Raw genomic sequence first — 21393 nt, forward strand, 5'->3', positions numbered from 1 at the left:
CAGATGAAGTAACAAGGATAAACACGTCTTCAGGAAATAATACATGTAGCATAAAAATCAATGACGAACTTGTTGATAGTTACAAGTGTGAGTTTTATCGCGCACCATCAGTATGGTCGCATTCATATTTGTACGAAGCCAGCAAACAAATAATAGTATTTATTGATAGTCCATTGGGAATGCATGCGATGGAGGCCCATTACATGTGTTTAGCAAAACGGATGATGAGAAATTCAAACATCTGAAGACAATTGACTTCTGTGGCGGGCATTACCCATCAATAACCAGTGGCCCAGAAACATTCATAATAAAAGTCCCTTCAATCTCTATTGACGGCACGGATAAAAAGATCCCAACTGAGACATGGGAATTAAAGAATGATGAATTAGTTAAGAGACAAGGAAGAGGAATTTAATAATGCTCCAGATTATCCGTAAAGGCGATAAAACCACTCACGGCGGCTCGGTCCTGACCGCTTCCGATACGATGAAATTCGGTGGTATCGGTGTTGCCCGTAAAGGCGACAAAGTGTCCTGCCCGGTTCCGGGGCATGGCCCTACAACCATCGTAGAAGGAAACCCTGATTACCTTGATCATGGTATCCCGGTAGCCTTTCACGGTCACAAATGTGCCTGTGGTTGCACATTGATTAGTTCATTTGCCGCTGCCAAGGTTGCCTGATTATGCCCGTCTGGCTGGATGCCATCCCTGAACAGGCCCCTAAGGTAGCTCGCCCCGGCACTCTTCGCTGGGTACTGTTCCTGGCATTTCTCATGCTGGGGGGCATAGCACTCACGCTATGGTGCTGGACGTCAGAAAGAACAGGATTTGTCTTCTGGTTCACCGCGCTGGGGCTTCCATTTTGCACCTGGGGGCTTCTTTTCGGTTTACGCCGGTTTGCCTATAAAGCCGAACAGGTGGGAGCCGAGTCCCGTAATGTTGAGCGAGAAGCGCTTATTGACAGTGAAATTCTGCGCGGTCAGCGCTGCGGCTGGATCCTCGGTACGCACATCCAGGCTCCGGCCGGAAACAAAACCGACGATCTGCTGGAAGTAATGAAACTCGCCGCTCCCGCTATCGATTTCTCGCACCCAAGAGGATGTGACAAACCGGTCAGGTACGCGGCCTTAACAGAATATCAAACGGATTTATCGAAAGCGCTCAAAGCAGCAGTCACTAAGCTGACCACGCGTGTGGATGTAATCGTTCAGCCACTTCCACCAGAGCTGCCATGCTGGCTGATGCTGGACTGTGACAGTGACCTGCATCCCCTGGTTGAAGAGCAGCTAAAAGCCGATCTCTCACTCAAGACGGGCAGGATTTTTCGCCTGATGCCTGGAAAAGGGCTGGGGGCGTTTGATGCCTGGCTGGACAAACGATGGGACAACCCAGGCATTCTGGTTGCCATCACGCTGTCGTTACCGGCGTCTCCCCGGGAAGAAGATGCTGATGCTGTCTCAATGGTGGTATTAAGCAACCGCAAAGCCCATGCCTGGCCGGATGCGCTTTGCCTTCATCGCCCCGAAAGGGGAACAGAAACAACACTCACAAAGACGCTCAACCGGGCGCTGCTCTGGGCGAAGACCCTGCCCAATGAACTCAAAGGAAGCTGGATCTCCGGTCCCACATTGACGTCGGGCAGCGGCTGGAATAATGCCTGCGAAGAGAGCGGTGTTGAATTTAGCCTTTCAGAAGACAATTCCAGTATCGATCCCGTGCTGGGCTATACCGGCCATGCTGCTCCATGGCTGGCCATTGCGCTCGCCAATACTGACGTTGAACAACATGGGACTCAGGTTATCGCCGCACAACCCGTCGCTGACAAGGACGACATCTGGGTCGCCGTCATCACCAAAGAAGAAGTTCGCAAGGAATCGCCTAAGAATGTCTAAGGTAAAAGTAAAAACTCTCATCGGCTCGGTTGTGACTGTCGCCTTTTTCCTGACAGCCATCGTGGCATTTCTGTTTTATGCCTTTCCGGAAAGTGTGGCCTCTGCCACCGGATTCGGACCATATGACAGTCAACGAATACTCACATTCTGCGCCATACTGGTTGCCGCGATATTATTACTCGGCTGGCTGATAGAGAAGGCTTTCGACCACGCGGGCAAATCCGGGTTGTATTTCCAGTGGGGGCAGAAAAAAGCTGAGAGTATCACTCCGGTGACGAACACCATTCCTAGTGAAGAAGATGACGATGAACCGGTCTTCAGCGAAGACGCCGTGTCCGAACACCTGCGCTTTCGCTATGGACGCCGCTGGCAGCGTAAGGTGCGAATCCTGCTGGTGATGGGTAATCCAGACGACGTCCAGAAAGCGGCCCCAGGCCTGTCTCATGACCTCTGGCAGGAAGGCGACGGCAACGTGCTGATTTATGGCGGTGATGCGCAGTCACTCCCGGATGAGATCTTCCTTTCAAAACTGAAGCGCCTGCGATCTGGCCAGCCGGTTGATGGCATTATTCAGGTGATGAGTACTTCAGCTCTCCCGACGGATAGCGAACGGGATGCTTTCTTGCGTTGCCGCCAGAAAGCCGATCATCAGCTGGGCTGGCAGGCGCCTGTCTGGCTGTGGCTGACTGACAAAGCCAAAGGTGCTCAGCAGGACGCGGAAACGGCTGCGAAAGGGGTGATATTCGGACCAGAAGGCACTGTAAAAGAGGCGGATAAGGCATTGACTACGCTGTCTCAGCGCCTGCAAAAAGCCGGTATAACACAGATACTGAATAATCCGGCACATAACGGCCTGCTTCAGCTATCTTCCCGTCTTCAACACGAATTGAAAGCCAGTCTGGCTGTTTTACTCAGCGGGCTGATGCAGGGATCTGCGGCCTGGCGTTTACGTGGTGTCATGTTCAGCCCCGAACTGGCCGTTGCCGGAACGGTACCAAATACACGCCTCGACACACCGACCTGGAAAGCCGTCATTGATGACTGTGATGCCGTCAGCGGCAGAAAGCTGGGCTTCGACTGGCTGAAGATGCTGCGGTTAATTCTGCTTTCCCTGATTGTTCTGTGGGGGGCCGGTACACTGCTGTCCCTGATCGTTAACCGTACCCAGATTTATCAGGCACAAGAAACGGCGAGGCAGGCAGCGGATACCGCAAAACCCCTGGCAGAACGCCTGCGCAACCAACTCGTACTCCAGCAAGCCATTGCCCGTCTGCAACACCGTGAGGCGACCGGCGCTCCATGGTACACCCGATTTGGTCTTAATCAGGACAGCGACATGCTGGCCGCACTCTGGCCGCTGTATGCGAAAAACAACGCACAGCTGATGAGGGATGCCACCGCAGATTATCTCAGGCAGCAGCTGAATGCTTTTGTGCAACTGCCTCCTGCCAGTGATGCCCGTACGCAGGGCACACAGCACACCTATGACGTGCTCAAAAGTTATCTGATGCTGGCCCGTCCGGACAAAGCGGACGCGAGCTGGCTGGCAAAAAACGTACTGGTAGCCTGGCCGAAGCGTCAGAATGTGCCGAATGCCACATGGCAGGACCTCGCACCGAAACTGCTGGGCTTTTATGCGCAAAACCTCCCGGCACATCAGGAATGGAAAATTAAGCCTGACGCGGAATTAATCAGCACGATCCGTCAGATCCTGCTCAAGCAGATTGGCCAGCGTAACGCTGAATCCGGGTTGTACCAGGACATGCTGAAGCGCGTGGCCAGCAACTGGCCTGATTTAACGCTTGCCGATATGACAGGCGACACCGATGCCTCAACGGTATTCAGCACTGACGAAGTCGTCCCGGGAATGTTTACACGCCAGGCCTGGGAAGAGCAGGTTCAGGATGCGATTAACGAGGTCGTCAAGACACGCCGTGATGAAATTGACTGGGTACTGACGGATAAGACGCACCAGACAGGGAGCGATATCTCCCCGGAGGCGCTGAAAGCCCGCCTGACTGAACGCTATTTTACCGATTTTGGCAATGCCTGGCTGAACATGGTCAACAGCATTCAGTGGCAGGAAGCCACGTCACTTTCTGAGGCGATTGCCCAGCTCAACCTGATCGGCGATGTCCGTCAGTCGCCGCTGGTGGCACTGATGAACACGCTGGCCTGGCAGGGCAAAACAGGGCAAAAGGGCGAGGCACTGGCCGATTCGATTGTCGATTCGGCGAAAAAGCTGATCGGTCAGAAAAAAAATGCCAGACAGTTTATTGAACAGGCACAGGGCCCAAAAGGGCCGCTCGATGAGGTGTTTGGACCACTGATGGGGCTGATGGAAGGTAAAGAGGGCACCGGTGCCAACGGTAACCTCAGTTTCCAGTCCTGGCTTGCCCGCGTCACGCAGGTACGCCTGAAACTCCAGCAGGTTACCAGCGCCCCGGATCCGCAGGCCATGTCGCAGATGCTAGCCCAGACAGTATTCCAGGGCAAAGCCATCGATCTGACCGATACCCGCGACTATGGCAGTCTGGTTGCGGCGAGTCTGGGGCAGGAGTGGAATGGATTTGGCCAGTCGTTATTTGTGCAACCGCTTGATCTGGCCTGGCGGCAGGTACTTGCCCCGGCTGCGGGAAGCCTCAATGCCCGATGGCAGTCGACTATTGTCGAACAGTGGAATAAGGCCTTTGCGGGACGCTATCCGTTTAAAGCCACCGGCAGCGATGCCTCGTTGCCGTTGCTGGCTCAGTTCCTGCGTAGCGACTCGGGTCGAATCACGACCTTCCTGAAAACGAATCTTGGCGGGATCCTCCACCAGGAGGGAAATCGCTGGGTCGTTGACCTTTCCGCAAGTCAGGGGATGGTTGTCAGCCCGGATTTCCTCCGGGCGATTAATCAGCTGGCGGAACTGTCAGATATCGTGTTTTCGCAGGGCGATGCGGGTGTTCACTTCGAACTGATGACGCGTCCTTCACGGGATGTTGCCAGAGTGCAGTTTACCCTCGATGAGCAGAACCTGGATTACTTCAATCAGATGGAAAGCTGGCAAAGCTTCACCTGGCCTGGAAACACTTACTATCCTGGCGTGTCGCTCAGCTGGCGTAGTGTGAACAGCGGCATGCAGCTGTATGCCAGTAACCAGGGCAACTGGGGTTTCATTCGCCTGCTGGACAAGGCTCTCATCACTCCGCTTGACGCCAGCCGTACACAACTGGTGTGGATCACCGCCGATGGCAACCCTCTGAAGTTTGTGATGCGTAGCGAGCTCGGTACAGGTCCCCTGGCATTGCTGAAACTTCAGGGATTCACGCTGCCCGACACTATCTTTAGCGTCGCAGCTGGCGGAGAAGAGCGCCAGTAATGATGGGCGGGAAAATTTACCCGGCACTGGCTTTCGCAAAACAGGTTGAAGGCTGGTCTCAGGGTATTTGCAGCAAAGTGAACCGATGGCACGAAACTGAATCCTCATCCCCATGCCAGTTTATGACCTTTCGGCAGTGTCGCGCATGGCTCAGCGACTGGCTGAAGCATAATCCAGCGCCAGGTACACCAGGGGACAGCACCTCCGCGCCCCATCGGCGCCTTCGTCCCCATGTCAGAAAAGCCCACAGGTAAAGCTACTGGAAGGCCAAACCCACTCAGGGGGAGGAGAAAAGTAAGCTGCTGAAATGGAAGCTACCGCAAATCGTCAATGGTAAGGACGACGATTCTCTGGAAGCGGTCGTGAGGTTTATGAAAGAGACAAACAAATGGGAAAAAGAATGAGCTCACCGGAAGAACTGTTAACCGCCTGCGCCACCAGGCAGGAAGAAAGGCAGCGCCTCATCTCGCGGGCAAATGATGCCCTGTCGCTCTGGGATAACTGGCTGCACCCGTTCACCTCCGGGGCAGAAACCGGGGACGATCCCGCATATGATGATAATTTTCAGCTGATGCGTGAGGAGATCAACAAGCTTTCAGGTACCGATTCAGCGTTATTGTGTGAGCTGGCCCAGAAGTGTCTTTGCGAATGCGCCAAAGACATTCGTGTCGTGACCTGGTACGTGCAGGCCCGACTCAGCCGCGACGGTGAAAAAGGGTTGTCCGAAGGCTTACTGCTTCTTGTCGCGATGCTGGCCCGCTACGGGCAGGCATGCCATCCCCGGCGTCCCGTAGCCCGAAAAGCTGCGCTGGAGTGGCTGAACAGTGCAAAAGTGATTGATGCACTGCTGTTATGGCCCGAGGTGGACAGCAATGATGCCGGTCTGACGGCTGGCGTCATCAGCCTGCTTGAATCCACAGTGGCTGACTGGCCGGAAGCCGAGAAACCGTCTTTTGCAGGCCTTTGTACCGCTCTTGAAAACCGTCTGGCACGTTCGGGTGGCATGGAAGCGCTGGTCCCCCAGAACAGCAGTACCAATGAGCACGGGCGTGAACCTGCCCATTCTGATTCTCCGCAGCTGTCAGCCGTGAAATCTGGCCGCGATTTACTCGACCAGGCAAAGTTACTTTCCCGCTGGCTGAGCGAGCAGCCGCAGGGCTGGCTGGCTTCTCATCGACTGATAAAGACCGTGCGGTGGGATACGGTCGATCAGATCCCTCCGCTGGACAGTAGCGGGCGCACCCGCCTGGTACCGCCTAAACCCGAGTATCGAGCTCAGTTGAAGCGCCTTTACCTTCAGAAAAACTGGGTCGAGCTGGTTGAGCAGGCCAGCCAGATGTATTGCGAAGGCGTGAATCATTTCTGGCTCGATCTCCAGTGGTATCTCTGGCAGGGGCTCAGCCATGCGGGTCAGCCCTGGGATACCTGGTCAGACTCCGTCCTGTTCGATCTGCGGTTGCTGCTTAAACGCCTCCCGGGCCTTGAAGGGCTGGCATGGAATGACGGCACTCCCTTTGCCGACGAAGTCACTACTGCCTGGATTGCTGAAAAAGTGAATGAAGAGGGCCTGATGTACGGCGATGAATCCGCTACCGTCGTTAATGGTCAGGCGGACGATGTGCTGCTTCTTGAGTCCGAAGCCATGGAAAAGGGAGACACCGAAGGGCCTGAAGCAGCGCTTGCCTGGCTCCAGTCCCGACCGGGGATGGATACCCCGCGCCATCGCTGGCTGATACGCCTGCTCATGGCCCGGGTGGCAGAGCAGTATGGCCGAAACGATATGGCGCTTCATCTGCTTGGTGAACTCACTACCCGTGCGCCACTGCTGACGCTGGAAGACTGGGAGCCCGCTCTGTTGTTTGAAGTCCAGGCCCGACGCCTGAAGCTGCTACGCATGAAAGCCGGTCGCAGCGAATCTGATAAAGCCCGTCTGATGCCTGAGATGGATACGCTACTGGCGGGTCTGATCGCCATTGACCCGGCCCGTGCCATGGTGCTCTGTGGCTAATGTTCTCTTTAATAATTTTCAGGAATGCCGTGCATGGATGATTTAACCCTGCGCTATTACGAAGCTGAGATGCGCTACCTGCGAGAAGCCGGTAAAGAGTTTGCCCGGGCTCATCCGGATCGTGCTGCGATGCTTAATCTGGATAAATCCGGCGCCCGCGATCCTTATGTGGAACGCCTGTTCGAAGGCTTTGCTTTCCTGATGGGCCGTCTGCGTGAAAAGCTTGATGACGACCTGCCAGAGCTGACCGAAGGTCTGGTGAGCCTGCTGTGGCCACACTATATGCGGACCATCCCGTCGCTGGCCATCGTCGAGTTCTCGCCTGACTGGCGTAGTCTGCGTCAGGCCGAAATGCTGGCTGAAGGCTTCTCCGTTCTGTCTCGTCCTGTCGGGCCGCACAAGACCGCCTGTCAGTACCGGACGACTCGCGATGTGCCGCTACAACCGCTGCACCTTGCAGATGCCCGCCTCCATACTGAAACCGATGGCCGCTCTGCTATCCGTCTGCGCTTCGAATGCCCTGAAAAAGTGGACTGGAGTAAAGCCGGGATCGACAAAGTCGCCATTTTCCTCAATGCAGAAAGTCCAGTTAGCTATGCGCTGCATCTGGCAATGACCCGTCGTGTTCACGCCATGTATGCCCGTCACGCCGGGACCTACATCGAACGCCATCAGTTCGATGGCTGGTGCAAACCCATGGGCTTCGATGACAATGATGGACTGTGGAAGAAAGCCGATACCGCCTTTAGCGGTTACCAGCTGCTGCTGGAATATTTCAGCTTCCGTCCGAAGTTTATGTTTGTTGAGTTACGTGGACTCGACAGCATCGGGCTTTCTGCCACAAGCACCTGGTTTGAAATCGACATTGTGCTCAGTGAAGCCTGGCCATCCGATCTGCCTTTTGAGACAGAAAACTTCCGTCTGCACTGTGCACCGGTCATTAATCTCTTCACTCTGGAAGCCGACCCGCTGACCCTGGATCCGCTCGATAATGAATATCTGCTCAGGCCGCTGCGTCTTCAGGATGGTCACACCGAGATTTACAGCGTCGATAACATCCACGGTGCGGTGAAGAATGGCAAACACCCCTATGTACCGTTCACCAGTTTCCGCCACCGGGGCGGTATGATGCGCCACGATGCCCCTGAGCGTTACTTCCATACCCGCGTGAAACGCGGCCCCTCTGGTCTGTATGACACCTGGTTAATTCTCGGGGGCCGCGCGTTCGAGCTGGAGCAGTTGTCCGATAAACCAGAATCCCTTTCGATGCGAATAACCGGTACCAACGGGCAGCTTCCGCGTAAGGCACTGGAAAGCACACTACTGGACAGGGCCGTGAAAGCAGGCAAAGTGCCCGTCAGGGTACTGAACCTCTCGGCCCCCACCATGCCACTGTATCCCCCGGCAAACGACCGTTTCCACTGGCGGGTGATGAGTCACCTCGGATCAAACTTCCTCAGTATGATGGATAACCCTGAAGTCCTGCGGGGGACGCTGGCGCTCTATGACTGGACCGACGATGAAATGAACCGTCGTCGGCTAGAAGCAATCGTCTCCGTGAAGCACACCCTGATCCGCCGTTTTGAGAAGGGCTTTATGCTCCGGGGCGTGGACATTGAGGTCACGCTGAATATGGATAATTTTGCAGGCGAGGGTGATGTGCATCTCTTCGGGGAGATGCTGCACCGGTTCTTCGCGCTCTATGCCGATATTCACCTCTTTAATCAGCTCACGCTGGTGCTGCAACCGACAGGGAAACGACTGAGATGGCGCGAGAATCACAGCCAGCACGTACCGGGCTGACGCTGGCCCTTAACAAAGATATCTGGCGGGCCAATTTCTATCGTTTCTGCCAACTGCTGGAGCAGGAAAATCCGGACGCCCCGAAACTGGGTACCACCAGCCATCCGGGCGACGATCCGGTGCGTTTCAGGCCCTGGCCTGGTATGGGTTTTCCGGTCAGTACCCTGAAAGCGGTGGAGAACGACGAAGACCAACCGACATTGCCACCGACCGTCCGCACCACATTCCTCGGCATGTATGGCGTGGATTCGCCTCTGCCGACGACCTACCTGGACGACATTGCGCAGCGCCGTGAAGGACACGAGGCGATCACCTCATTTCTGGATATTTTCAGTCACCGGATCACCACACAATATTACCGGATCTGGCGAAAATATGCCTATCCGGCGACCTTCGAGGCAGGTGGCCGCGATGCCATATCACAGTGTCTGCTGGGGCTGGTCGGCCTTGGTATACCGGGCACGGATGAGCAGGTGGCAACGCCGGTTTCACGCTTCCTGGCCCTGCTGGGCACCATGCGATTACCCACCCGCAATGCTGAAGGCCTCCGGGCCCTGGTGAGCCTGCTGGCACCGAATACCCGGACAATTATCACCGAACCCGATCCGGTTAAGGTGCATATCGATAACCGTAGCGGGCTGGGTATCGGGAGCCAGATCCGTCTTTCGCAGCGAGCCACGCTGGGTAAAACCGCAAAAGAAGCATGCAGCCGGGTCCTGGTGTCACTGGAGACAGCGGATCCTGACGAGGCGGAAGGCTGGTTACCCGGTGGTGTCCTTCATACCGATTTGATGGTCCTGCTGCGTGTCTACCTCGGCTACCGCAGTGACGCCCGAGTGCGCCTCACCGTGCCTGTGCGATTGCTCCCTGAGCCTCGTCTGGGCAACGGCAGGCGTATACAGCTGGGCAGAACCGGTTTACTGGGTCTGAAGGAAGGCAAACTCAATACGCCACGGGAAAGTCTGACCGTCAACCTGGGTTGCTATGAAGGGCTTCACTATTCTGTACTGCAACCTGCAGAAGACGGACATTACCGCTTCGACTAATCACGTATTCCCTCTCTCAATAAAGGAACTTTTGAATGGCAACAGTAACCCGCTGGTGGGCGCTGACGCTTATTGCCTGCGGTCTGCTCGCAGGCTGCGGTCTGACGCAGACCGTCACGGACGGTACGGTCAGCATCACGAAATCCATCTTCTATAAGAAAATTAAAACGCTGCATCTGGATTTTACCCCACGCACGGCCATTAACGCCGATGCCGCACAGACGCCGCTGGCAACAATGGTGCGGGTTTATCTCCTCAGGGATCGGAAAGCGGTTGATGCCGCCGATTACCAGACGTTGCTGCGCAATGCCGATACGGTACTTAAGGACGATGTACTGGCATCAAAAGAGCTGCTGGTGATGCCCAACGGCAGTGTTTCTCTGAATATGCCCATGGATGAAGAAGCACAGTTCGTGGCGGTGGTGGGATTGTTCAATCGTCCCGATCAGAAAAACAACCGCTGGCGTCTGGTACTGACCCGTGACGACCTCGATCCGGACAAACCCCGGACCATCGAGCTGGGTGACGGCTGGCTCAGCCTCGTGCCGGTAAAGGAGTGACATAATGGATAACTGGCTGGCGCTTTTTGACGGGCAGACTCGCTATTTTCTGGATATCAACAACAGCCAGGTAAAACCGGATGTTCTGCGATTTCGGGGCAGGGAAGCACTGAGCGAACCGTTCAAATGGGATATTGAGTTCACGACCCAACAGGCGAATATCCCCCCTGAACAGGTCCTGATGAAATATGCCTCTTTCCGGATGCGGAGCGGTAAAAATGTCCACGGTATTATTACCCGCCTGGAATGGCTTTCCACCTCAAAGGATCAGTCCCACTACCGTCTTACGCTCAGTTCCCGCCTGTCGCTCCTGGGATACACCCGGCAGTGTGCGGTATATCAGAACCAGTCAGTTCCTGAGGTGGTGGAGCAGGTGCTGCGCAAACACGGGCTGGAGGGACCTGATTTTGAGTTCAGACTGGAGCGCACGTACCCGCCGCGTGAAATTATCACCCAGTGGCGTGAAACGGACCTTGAGTTTATCCGGCGCATTCTGTCTGAAGTGGGGATTTACTGGCGTACAGTGATGGACGACGTGCGCGGTCTGGATACGTACATACTGGCCGACAGCCAGCTCAACTACCAGTTTGATGTGCGCCTGCCCTACAGCGAGCCGTCGGGTCTGTTTGACGGTGCGGCAGAGTCGGTCTGGGATGTACGAACCTGGCACACCCTTGCCACCGGCACTGTCGCCACGCGGGATTATAACTACCGGACAGCCTCCACACCGATGGATACCACCGTCAGTGTTCGCAATGACGCGGTGACGACCGGGGAGCATTACCGTTATGCCGCGCCGTACCGTGAAGCGGGTGACGACACCGACCCGGAGCCGGTCACCGAAAGCGGGGCATTCTACGCCCGACTCCACCATGAGCGTGAGCTGAACAGGACTGCCTGTATTCACCTGTTCAGCAATGCGGCACACCTCACTCCAGGACAGATGCTGGAGCCGCAGGGCGATGTCATTGCTGCCCTGAAGGAAGGCGTGCTCCTCACGCTCGTGACCTTCCGGGGCGCCAGGGATTCCCGTCTGCATGTGTCGGTCTGGGGGATGCCTTATACCGAACGCTACTGTTTCCGCCCAACTGAAATCCCGCGCCCTGAAATCCACGGCACACTTCCGGCCCGCGTCGAGAGCCGGGAGAAAAATGATATCTACGCGCACCTGGATGAGCAGGGTCGCTACCGGGTAAAGCCGGACTTCGACCGCGAAGGTACAAAGCAGGGCTTTGGGTATCTGTGGCTGCGGATGGCGAAACCTTATGCCGGTGAAACGCTGGGCTGGCATACGCCGCTCATTGACGGCACTGAAGTGGCCATTGCGTATAGCAATGGCGATATTGACCTGCCGTACATCGCGTATGCACTGCACGACTCCGAACATCCGGACCTCGTGAACCGGGATAATCACACCCGAAATATCCTCAGAACACCCGCTAACTCAAAATTGCGGATGGAGGACAAACGTGGCGAAGAGCATATCAAGCTCGCCACGGAATACGGCAAGACGCAGTTCAACAGCGGGCACCTGGTGGACAATCAGGGCAAATCCCGCGGCACCGGTAGCGAACTGCGCACTGATGAATACGGAAGCATCCGTGCCGCGAAAGGGCTGTTTGCCAGCGCGTACGGACAGCCAAAAGCGCAGGGCGAAGCCCTGGACATGGATGTCGCGCTGAAGGAAATCGACAGGCTTAATCAGCAACTGCAACAACTGGAAATAGCCGCCGAAAAAGCGCAGGCCCTGAAAGCGGATGTCGACAGCCAGATACAGATGTTTGAGCAGCGGCTGAAACCGCTCAATGAAGCTGTGCATTTCACAGCCCCGGAAGGCATGGCCCTGACCAGTGGTGAAGATATGCAACTGGCCGCAGCACGAAACGTGGTCGTCAACGCCGGGGGCGATATCAGCGTCGGAACAATGGGCAATCTGACCGCACTGGCCGGAGAAAAACTGGGGCTCTTTGCCCGCACCGGCCAACTGAGCGTCAAATCCGGAGAAGGACCAATAGATGTCCAGGCGCAAAACGCCAGTATGCGGTTGTTTGCTGAGAAGAAGCTGACGCTGAGCTCAGTGAGTGACATTTTGTTCGCCGGGAAAAAACGTATCACGCTGATCGGCGGCGGAAGCTATCTGCGACTCGAGGCCGGGAAGGTCGAGTATGGTACGACGGCGTCGTACATACGCAAAGTCAAGCGGACTATGGCAGCAGGAAGCAGTCCTCAGTCTCCAGAACTTCCATTTTTACCAGGGCCAGGCGATGCTTTTCGCAGGAGCTTTATTCTTGTTGATGATAGAACACAAGAACCAATATCAAATATTGGATATGAATTAACATCGTCTATAGGTAAGGTAGTTAAAGGGTTTTCATGCGAGAAAGGCCTCACTGGCTTTATAAGCCATACAGAAGAAGCTGATATCGAGTTAACCATATTAAAGCAAAATTCATTATATATAGGATAGTTCTATGGTTGATATGAAAGTTAAATCAAAACTTACTAACCAAGATGAAAATAAAGAAATCATCTCTGTTAAGATATTCAAAATAACGGACATTCCTGATGTAATGGAGAAGAAAGGTTGGAAAATTGCAGCTAGTTTTATGCGAAAGTGGTTCAATGACCCGTATTATGAAATGAGTAAGCAGGAGAAGCTTAACAAAATCGACATCAGCACAATACAAAAACAGCACATTCTCGACGATTTAGAATTTGAATGGCTATTAACTTCATCCTCACGAATAAAACCAATCTATGATAACTTTGTAATGAAAGTTTCAAGCGTCATTGAGTATGACGATTTTCTGGGGCGAAAAAAGCAAATTACAAATCAGCTTTCGAATGGACTTTGCTATATTTTGAATAGGTTGGAAAAATCTGGGTTTTTGGTTAACAATGAGCTAAAAAGCTGTTATGTGAACTATGACAATATGTCAGCAATCGAATTGGATAAGACAAGTCAGTTTAACTTTATAAAAATTGGTAGTACATTGTGGGAGAAGGCGACTGATAGTCTGGATGATGTATACGGTGCTCTGGGCTCTTTCATAATCAAAGTTGCATTCACAAATCTAAATGTAACAAGAGATCAAAGAGGGTTTATGAGATTGGAGATTAGAGAACTGGGACTGTACGTCAGGGACACCTACGAATTTATGAATGATGGTGATGATCAACCTTTGGGATATTGGGGAGAGTGTGGGGTCATCAAACCCGGGGTGATTAGCGAACTTATGAAAAAAGAATTCATCGATGAGGACGGTTGTAGATACTTTAGGATTACAAACTCATCATTTGTCAAATACAGGGGGAAATACAAGAGCACCAATAAAACTGGAGATTTTTTTGTATACTCTACAGTGAAGAAAATCCCTACAAATATTATCATTCATCTTAGCAAGATAGATATGGAGGAATATTCTTTCTGGAAGGGGAAAAACATAAATGAATAATTACTTAAAAAGAATATTTTTCCTGATCTTTATCTCAGCGATCATTTTTTCCTTTATTTTAATGACTGTTAAAATCTTGGCTTATAGAGGCGCAATAAAGAATGATTCAATATGGAGTCGAGATAAAAAGTGCGAGCTGGTCACTTATATTCCTGATTATCGTCCATATGGTGGAATTGGACGGGTGTTGAGGTTGTTTTCTAATCAATCCTTCTTTATTGTGTATGACCAGAATGGAAAGAAAATAAAAAACTCTGCATGGTATTTTTGGCAGTCTCAATTTTCTGATTTGGTGGCCCCAGAATGGCATGGACAGAACGCAACTTATCCTACAAGTGATGGATGGGACGGATGGCATATTCCTGAATGCCATTAACATCTTAGCAATTCATGTTTAAAATAATCAAATGACCAGATGTAACAATATTGGCATTAAAGAACATTCGTCGATGGAATAAAAACATGCTTAGCTCAATTAAGCTCATAGTGAAATTGATACTCTGTTTTTTTGTATCACTATCTATTATTCTTCTGTCAATAAAGACACTGACTTATAAGAAATCTACATCCAGTGAAAAAATATGGAATGAGGTCAACTCTTGCTATGCTATTACTTACATTCCTGACTACAAGCCTTTTGGCGGCGTAGGACGGGTATTACGTCTTTTTTCAAATTAATCATTTTTCGTCGTCTATGATAAAACTGGAGAAAAAATAAAAAGTTCAGCTTGGCATTTTGGGAGTGTCAGTTCTCTGATTTAGTTGCACCTGAATGGTCAGGCATTGATTTTCTTTCCCCATCTGACAGCGGGTTTTCAGGCTGGATTTTACCTGAATGCAAAAAATAAAAAAATTAGTAAAACTAATAATAGCCTTCCTTGGATGTATTATCGTTCTAGCAGTGCATCATTTGGGTTACGAATGGTACATAACTTACTTTACACCAAGGAGTAGGGGGTAGGGCTCGGATTTTTAATCTTCTATATGAGATGCATTATCATACCCATTACATTTCTGGCAACATCTATAAAACCAAAGCACTCTTCAGTAATCTTTGGCCTGGTTATTATCTTTATGCTTTATTCTTGGTATGGAACAAATCCACTTCGAGTAATATTGATGTTTTGTTCCTCATTATCCGGTTGTTCAATAATTATTTTTGCAAAAAAATCCTTGAAAGAAAGATAAGGTAATTCACATCCCTTAGAACCTAAACCTCTATCATTTAAAATAATATGCTATATTATGAATCAAAAAACGCCCTCTTTATATGAAATTCTTACCGGCAACTTTACAGGGGATCTTCCCCTTGAAGTTGTAAACGAAGAAGACCAGGTTATTTTATCTGTACTGGATAACATCCAGCGTATTTTGAACGCCCGAGCCGGGACCATATCCCATTTACCAGATTATGGTTTGCCGGACATGACCAAAATTCTGCAAGGCATGCCGGGTACAGCCCACGAGCTGATCGATACGCTGGCCGGTGTCCTGCTCAAGTATGAACCCCGTTTGCAGTCCCTCAATGTAACTTTACTTGAACAGCACGTGCCAGGAGAGTTGCGTTATGCCATTGATGCTGAGCTTAAGGGCATTGGCCTCGTACGTTACGGCACCGAGTTTATGCCCGAAGGACGCGTGATGCTGAGGCACCTGAAGCAACAGCAGTATCTCGATACCGCAATTCGTGTGTAAGGCCAGACAGCTTTCATCAGTTCCAACACACAGTAAGAGTCAGGCCGATATTGCAGAGTTTGCCAGAGAATGCGCAGCTTCAGGAGCAAATGGACGCGTGGCTGGAAGGTACTGGATTGAACGAGGAGACGCTGACTACATCCGTTACGGATCTGCTGGTGGAGTACGGGTCTCTTGAGATTACCGATCTCTTTCTGTGTGTAGATGACCAGTCTGTGAAATTGACACCAGTATTTTTGTACGGCCAGGGCGTGACCGGATGCGTGGAAGTGACCCTTCATGCAGAAGGCTGCGTGATCTCTTTGGGGCGCCTGTTCATACGGGCAGGTCATTTCAGTGACTGGACCTTTAATCCCCCGGGGATGTTGCTGCGCACAGTACAACCTTTTGATCAAAGTACTTCTTTTTGTCTGATGTTAGCGCTTCTTCCATAGCTGTTAACCTGGCAGTACCAGCAGACTTGTGGTGAAGCTGCATAAACAGGAAGTACAGCACCGCAACCTTCATTTGGATATTCAGCCATGAATGACATCATTCCACGAAAAATCAAAACCGGTGGCGATCCGCGCACGCTAGCGGATTATGCCACCCTGCGTGATGAACTGAGTAAACTGACACATCCGGCCCGTCCGGATGTGAACTGGCATTATGTCGAAAAACTCTGCCTTTCACTGTTTGAGCAAAACGGTGTGGAGTTACAGACGGCGGCCTGGTACACGCTGGCACGGACGCAACTGGCCGGCTTATTCGGCCTCAATGAAGGCCTGGCGATACTGGATGCGCTGATAAGCCATCAGTGGGGCACACTGTGGCCGCAGCCGGTACATGCCCGCATGGAAATCCTCAGCAGTCTGAACCAACGTCTTCAGCAACGGATGCGCTCGCTCCCGCTCAATTACAGCGACCTCAGACAACTGTATCGGGCTGAGCAACTGCTTGGCAGTCTGGGGGAGGTGCTTCAACGTCTGGAGCTTAAGCATCTGAGCCAGCTCGATACGTTGCGTTCCCTGATGCACAACAGTGCTGTCCGGCTGGAAAACAGCAACGATACAACCGGTACCGGGTCGAATATTCAGTCTGGTATTGTCCTGCCTGCCTCCGTAAAGAATGGTGCAGTAATATCATCAGGCTCTCATACCGGTAGTCTCTCTGAAGAGACCCCAGCGCCAGACAGCCCAGTGAAGTGGGTATTCGTTGCACAGCCAGAACACCACGCAAATGTGGAAGTACTGACGGCAATGCCCACTCAGGTAAAAAAGTGGAAATTCTTCGCTGCCGGAATGTGTACCATGCTGATAATAAGTACGGGCGCAGTGTGGAGCTGGCAATTTCTTCACCGGCCAGACCCGCTACAGACTCAGCTTGCTGCCTCACTGGCTCCGTTACCTGCACCTCTCGCGCCTGAAAAACTGGATATGTTGCGTCAGCAATCTCCGTCATCACAAACAATGATAGAACAAACACAGCAGCAGCTTGCCCGACTGGATAAATTGCCTCCTGACTGGAGTATTACTTACAGCCGAAAACTTACAGAACAGGCTCAGGTGCTGTGGCCGGAGCAAGCAAAACCCCTGATACAACAGTGGCAGCAACACCTTAATGCTGCCGCATTACCGGTAGAACAGCTCAATGGTTGGTATAAGGGGATGTCATCGCTACAAAAATTGAGTGACCGGCTGAACGGGCTTGATGAGCAGAAAGGCAAATACATGACGGTCAGTGAACTGAAGTCCGTTGTATTTTCCGTCCGGCAGTCTTTTAACCAGTCCATACCGGCTGAAGAGCAACTGCGTATCTTGTCAGAAAATCCTCCTGGTATACCTTTACCTGCAGCTGCGAGGTCGCAGCTGGAGATGCATCTGAAACAACTGGCAGCCCGATATGCTGAAATAAAACGGAATGCATCAGAGTAAATCCATCGTTAAGATACTTTAAAACTCGTCATTATGACGGGAAGCTTCGCGGATATTTCCCCGTTTTAAGATGATGAAGTGTCAGGCCAGTTATGCTGCCATGAGGGATCATTTTATCGTCCGGTCTGCTTTTTTTGAGGTGATATCGGTGATTATGGACATGCTTTTTCTCCGAAACCCGGTATGCCGTTTGTTTTGACTATCCGTGGATCCCGCCAAATCCGAAAACCCTGCGATAGCAATATCGCAGGGTTTTTTCGTTCTACAACCCAATCACCAGTTCCCTTGAATGGCTTCGTGAGCAGCACAGCGCCACCTGCTGGTCTGCTGCGCTTTTCTCCGCCTCCGACTGCACGCTATCCCGGTGATCCACTACGCCGTCGATAACCGGCGTCAGACAGGCGCCGCAAATCCCCATTTCACAGGAGAGCGGTACCGCCACGTCGTTTTCCAGCAGCACCTGCGCGATAGTTTTGTCCGCCGGCACCGGCCAGCGCTCGCCGGTTGATGCCAGCTTGACTGTAAAAATCTCGCCCGTTTCATTACAGTCGGCGGGCATAACGGGCTGGAATGCTTCGCTGTGAAGATTGCTCTCCGCCCAGCCTCTCCTGAGGGCGATCTGATACACTTTCTCCATAAAACCTGCCGGCCCGCAGACCCAGGCGTGGAAACCGGGCGCTGGCGTGGGCATGTGCTCTGCCAGCGCAGTGCGCGGGCTGATGGTATGGATGACACACTCGCCGCGTTTAAATTGCATGAGTTCACGCGCAAACGCCGCGTTGCCATGCTCTTTAACGTAATAGTGCAGCGTAAACGGGGTGCCGGAAGCCTCCAGCTGCCGGGCCATCGCATACAAGGGCGTTATGCCTATCCCTGCCGCCAGCAGCAAGAAGCGTTCAGCCTCGTGCAGCGCAAACAGATTGCGCGGTGAGGAGATAAGCAGTTTCTGCCCCGGACGTAGCGTCTCGTGAACATAGCGTGACCCGCCGCGCGAGGCGGTTTCACGTCCTACGCAAATAAGATAGCTCTCGCTGTCGCTTGCGCCGGTCAGCGAATACTGGCGAACCAGCCCGCAGGGCAGATGCACGTCAATGTGCGCCCCGGGCTGCCAGCCCGGCAGGGGGGCACCGCATTCTGACACCAGCCTGACGGCGAGACTCTTATCCCCCTCACGCCAGAGACCGTCGACAATAACGCTTAACATTTCGCTCATCACGTTCCTCCGTCACACCAGGAAAAACTCGCCGAAGCCCATCTTTTTCAGCCCCCGGCGGTAGGCAATCGAGCTTTTATCCGCAGGGATGTGGGCTTCCAGAGTCAGATCCAGCGGCAGGCTTTCCGGGCGCTGCGTCTCAACCATCAGGCGGTCTTCTTCAAAAATACGCAAATTGAAGGCGTGCACTTCCTCTACCGGAATATGCAGGTCAAAGTTGCGCGCGATAGGGGCGAACATGCGGGTTACCCGTGAAGAGACGGGCGAGGCGGCGTTCATGATCACCAGCCTGGCTTCCCCCGGAAAATGGATCGTCAGCGTGGCGGTAAACGGCAGATGCATTTCAAAATGACGCAGCCACTGGAAGCCTTCCGGCGCCTGGACATCGGAGCTGGCGGGGTAGTTGCTCACCGAGCTCCAGTAATCGGCAACAAAGCCAAACGGCGTCTCCTGGGGCTGATAATGGGGTACCAGCGGATTATTGGGGTCAGCAAAGGTGTCAGTGTGGATCCAGGCAAAATGCGCCACGTCCAGAAACCCTTCCACCTGACGGCCGGCGAAGCCATTCACTTCAAACGCCGGGCAGTTGATCTGCTGAAATCCGTCGTTATCCCAGTGCGGCATGGTGGGCAGCGGCATTGGGTTATCCGGATCAAACGCCAGGCAGGTCCAGATCAACCCAAAGCGCTCCTCCACGGCATAGTTGATCAGGTTAAGCTTCGCGGGAACCGGCTGGTCAGGGCTGGACGGAATGCGGTTGCAGCGTCCATCTTCACCAAAGCGTAAGCCATGATAAGGGCAGATAATCCCGTGTTCATCGTGAAAGCCCAGCGTCAAAGGTACGCCGCGGTGCGGGCAAACGTCCCGGGCGACCACAACCTGGTCTTTGACGCGGTAGATAACCAGTTGTTCGTCGAGCAGGGTGGCTTTGACCGGTGCCGCGCCGATGTCGCAGGCGCGAGCAACCGGATGCCAGCATTTTGCCAGACGCAGCCAGTCCTCTGGCTCAAACGTACAATGGGCGGGTGGAGTCGGTTGTATTTTCATGGTTGTCCCTCTCGCGTTCAGCCTAAAGGCCCGGCCTGAATGGTGTCGCACAGACCGTTAATGATGCGCTCTCCGGTCTCTTCTTTGAGCTCCTGGTACCAGGCCCGGGTCAATGCCATGTCTTTGCCATGCGTGATATCACAGCGTTTACGGGCCTTAAGCACCAGGTCGCGGACCCGGTCACAGCGCAGCGCTTCGTACTGCCGCAACGCCAGTGCGATGTTGTGGTTCTCGCGCAGGCAGTCACCCAGCACCACGGCGTCCTCCATCGCCGCGCATCCGCCCTGGCCGATATCCGGCGTGGTGCTGTGCGCGGCATCGCCAAGAAGCGCCACGTTGCCGCGCACCAGGGTGTCGAACGGTTCAATGTCGTGGATTTCGATACGGTTTGTGGTCTCGGGATCCAGCGCGGCGATGAGCTTCTGTACCGGTGGCGCCCAGCCGCGGAAATAGCCCGTGAGATCGGCGCGAAGGGTAGTGCGATCTTCCGCCAGCCCGAGGGGGAGCGGAACATCAAAAAAGAAATAGAAGCGTCCGCCGGCGACGGGCATCAGCGAAACGCGCTTGCCCTCGCCGACGAAGGTGGTCCACTGGTGCGCAGGGGCAATCTCTTCATCAATCTTCACCAGCCCGTTCCAGTTGACGTAACCGGCGTAGCGGCGCTCGGGCGTATAGCCCAGCACGTACGGGCGAACCGCGGAGTGACTGCCATCGGCGGCAATCAGGAAATCCCCCGTCGCGGTAGTACCGTCGATGAAGGTGACGGTGATGCCAGCCGCGTCCTCACGGACGCTTTCAACGCGTTTGCCGAACTGAACGTTCTCGTGCCCCCAGAAGTTCAGCATTTCGCGCTGCAGTTCCGTACGCGACACGGGGCAGGGGCGACCGCCCGTGCGCTCGACCAGCGGGGCAAGGCTAAAGCGGGTGAGGGTATCGCCGCGCCGGTGATCCTTATAGGCCATAAAGCGCATAGGGCCGCCGTAGGTCTCGATGATGTCGCCCATCCCGAGGTGCTGCATGCATTTCACCCCATTGGGCCAGATGGAGATGGCCGCACCGACGGGCTTCATCTCTTTCACGGCCTCAAACACGGTACAGTCGATTCCCGCCTTCTTCAGCGCTACAGCGGCGCTCAGGCCGCCAATGCCCGCGCCAATAACGATTGCTCTCATGCTTCTCTCCTTTTGCAGGGTGTAGAAAGGGAAGAGCAATTTGCGTACCAGGCTGCAGAGTGGCGAAAAGCGCGTTGTATGGGGTGGTTTTGCACTGCTAAGGTGCGCAAACGCGGTGAGAATGCCTTTTTATGAATCAATAATTTCCTGTTGTGCGATCCGGAATCGACTGTTTCATGGGGGATGGCAAGAGTGGCGTAGTTTGTGCAAAGCGATAAAACGACG

At 53.3% G+C, this 21393-nt stretch carries 16 protein-coding genes; 13 read left to right on the forward strand and 3 right to left on the reverse strand.

Features of this window, described 5'->3' with window-relative positions; all coding sequences use genetic code 11:
- The first annotated feature begins 417 nt into the window (after positions 1–417).
- The 13 genes from QRN24_RS21305 (at position 418) to QRN24_RS21365 (ending at position 17736) form a co-directional block, all read left to right on the forward strand.
- Positions 418–681 carry a PAAR domain-containing protein gene (locus tag QRN24_RS21305; RefSeq protein WP_063925123.1) on the forward strand — a complete coding sequence of 88 codons (264 nt, stop codon included), beginning with the start codon at positions 418–420 and terminating at the stop codon, positions 679–681.
- A gap of 2 nt (positions 682–683) precedes the next feature.
- On the forward strand, positions 684–1892 hold the full coding sequence (locus QRN24_RS21310) for a KPHS_23130 family T6SS system protein (protein WP_284943048.1): 1209 nt from the start codon (positions 684–686) through the stop codon (positions 1890–1892).
- Positions 1885–5256, forward strand: a complete 3372-nt coding sequence (locus tag QRN24_RS21315; RefSeq protein ID WP_284943049.1) for an ImcF-related family protein — start codon at positions 1885–1887, stop codon at positions 5254–5256. The genes QRN24_RS21310 and QRN24_RS21315 overlap by 8 nt, the downstream gene beginning before the upstream one ends.
- Positions 5257–5656: 400 nt before the next feature.
- A complete protein-coding gene (gene tssA, locus QRN24_RS21320) occupies positions 5657–7264 on the forward strand; it encodes a type VI secretion system protein TssA (RefSeq protein ID WP_032681308.1) in 1608 nt (535 codons plus the stop codon).
- Between the two features lie 33 nt (positions 7265–7297).
- Complete coding sequence (gene tssF, locus QRN24_RS21325) at positions 7298–9067, forward strand: type VI secretion system baseplate subunit TssF (RefSeq protein WP_223398214.1); 1770 nt, start codon at positions 7298–7300, stop codon at positions 9065–9067.
- Positions 9031–10113 (forward strand): type VI secretion system baseplate subunit TssG, encoded by a 1083-nt coding sequence (gene tssG, locus QRN24_RS21330; protein ID WP_284943050.1) that lies wholly within the window; start codon positions 9031–9033, stop codon positions 10111–10113. The genes tssF and tssG overlap by 37 nt, the downstream gene beginning before the upstream one ends.
- Before the next feature lie 35 nt (positions 10114–10148).
- Positions 10149–10673, forward strand: coding sequence for a type VI secretion system lipoprotein TssJ (gene tssJ, locus QRN24_RS21335; protein WP_121340015.1), 525 nt, complete (start codon positions 10149–10151; stop codon positions 10671–10673).
- 4 nt (positions 10674–10677) lie between these two features.
- A complete protein-coding gene (locus QRN24_RS21340) occupies positions 10678–13140 on the forward strand; it encodes a type VI secretion system Vgr family protein (protein WP_284943051.1) in 2463 nt (820 codons plus the stop codon).
- A 4-nt stretch (positions 13141–13144) separates the two neighbouring features.
- Positions 13145–14128, forward strand: coding sequence for a DUF6402 family protein (locus QRN24_RS21345; RefSeq protein ID WP_113656753.1), 984 nt, complete (start codon positions 13145–13147; stop codon positions 14126–14128).
- Entirely contained in the window at positions 14121–14504 is a 384-nt protein-coding gene (locus QRN24_RS21350) for a hypothetical protein (protein WP_047366241.1), read from the forward strand. The genes QRN24_RS21345 and QRN24_RS21350 overlap by 8 nt, the downstream gene beginning before the upstream one ends.
- An 869-nt stretch (positions 14505–15373) precedes the next feature.
- A complete protein-coding gene (gene tssE, locus QRN24_RS21355; protein ID WP_014169450.1) occupies positions 15374–15823 on the forward strand; it encodes a type VI secretion system baseplate subunit TssE in 450 nt (149 codons plus the stop codon).
- An 89-nt stretch (positions 15824–15912) separates the two neighbouring features.
- On the forward strand, positions 15913–16257 hold the full coding sequence (locus QRN24_RS21360; RefSeq protein ID WP_238159463.1) for a hypothetical protein: 345 nt from the start codon (positions 15913–15915) through the stop codon (positions 16255–16257).
- 87 nt (positions 16258–16344) lie between these two features.
- A complete protein-coding gene (locus QRN24_RS21365; RefSeq protein ID WP_284943052.1) occupies positions 16345–17736 on the forward strand; it encodes a VasL domain-containing protein in 1392 nt (463 codons plus the stop codon).
- A gap of 262 nt (positions 17737–17998) precedes the next feature.
- Here the strand turns inward: QRN24_RS21365 and QRN24_RS21370 are convergent, their stop codons facing one another.
- The 3 genes from QRN24_RS21370 to hpxO are packed head-to-tail and all read right to left on the reverse strand — an operon-like array spanning position 17999 to position 21168.
- Positions 17999–18949 carry a PDR/VanB family oxidoreductase gene (locus QRN24_RS21370; protein WP_284943053.1) on the reverse strand — a complete coding sequence of 317 codons (951 nt, stop codon included), beginning with the start codon at positions 18947–18949 and terminating at the stop codon, positions 17999–18001.
- Between the two features lie 12 nt (positions 18950–18961).
- Complete coding sequence (gene hpxD / locus QRN24_RS21375) at positions 18962–19996, reverse strand: molybdenum cofactor-independent xanthine hydroxylase subunit HpxD (protein WP_032677828.1); 1035 nt, start codon at positions 19994–19996, stop codon at positions 18962–18964.
- A 17-nt stretch (positions 19997–20013) separates the two neighbouring features.
- The gene (hpxO, locus tag QRN24_RS21380) at positions 20014–21168 is read right to left on the reverse strand and encodes an FAD-dependent urate hydroxylase HpxO (RefSeq protein ID WP_121340443.1); all 1155 of its coding nucleotides are present in this window, start codon (positions 21166–21168) and stop codon (positions 20014–20016) included.
- Between the last annotated feature and the right edge of the window lie 225 nt (positions 21169–21393).

This window comes from Enterobacter sp. MEB024, assembly GCF_030209635.1.
Lineage (GTDB): Bacteria > Pseudomonadota > Gammaproteobacteria > Enterobacterales > Enterobacteriaceae > Enterobacter > Enterobacter ludwigii.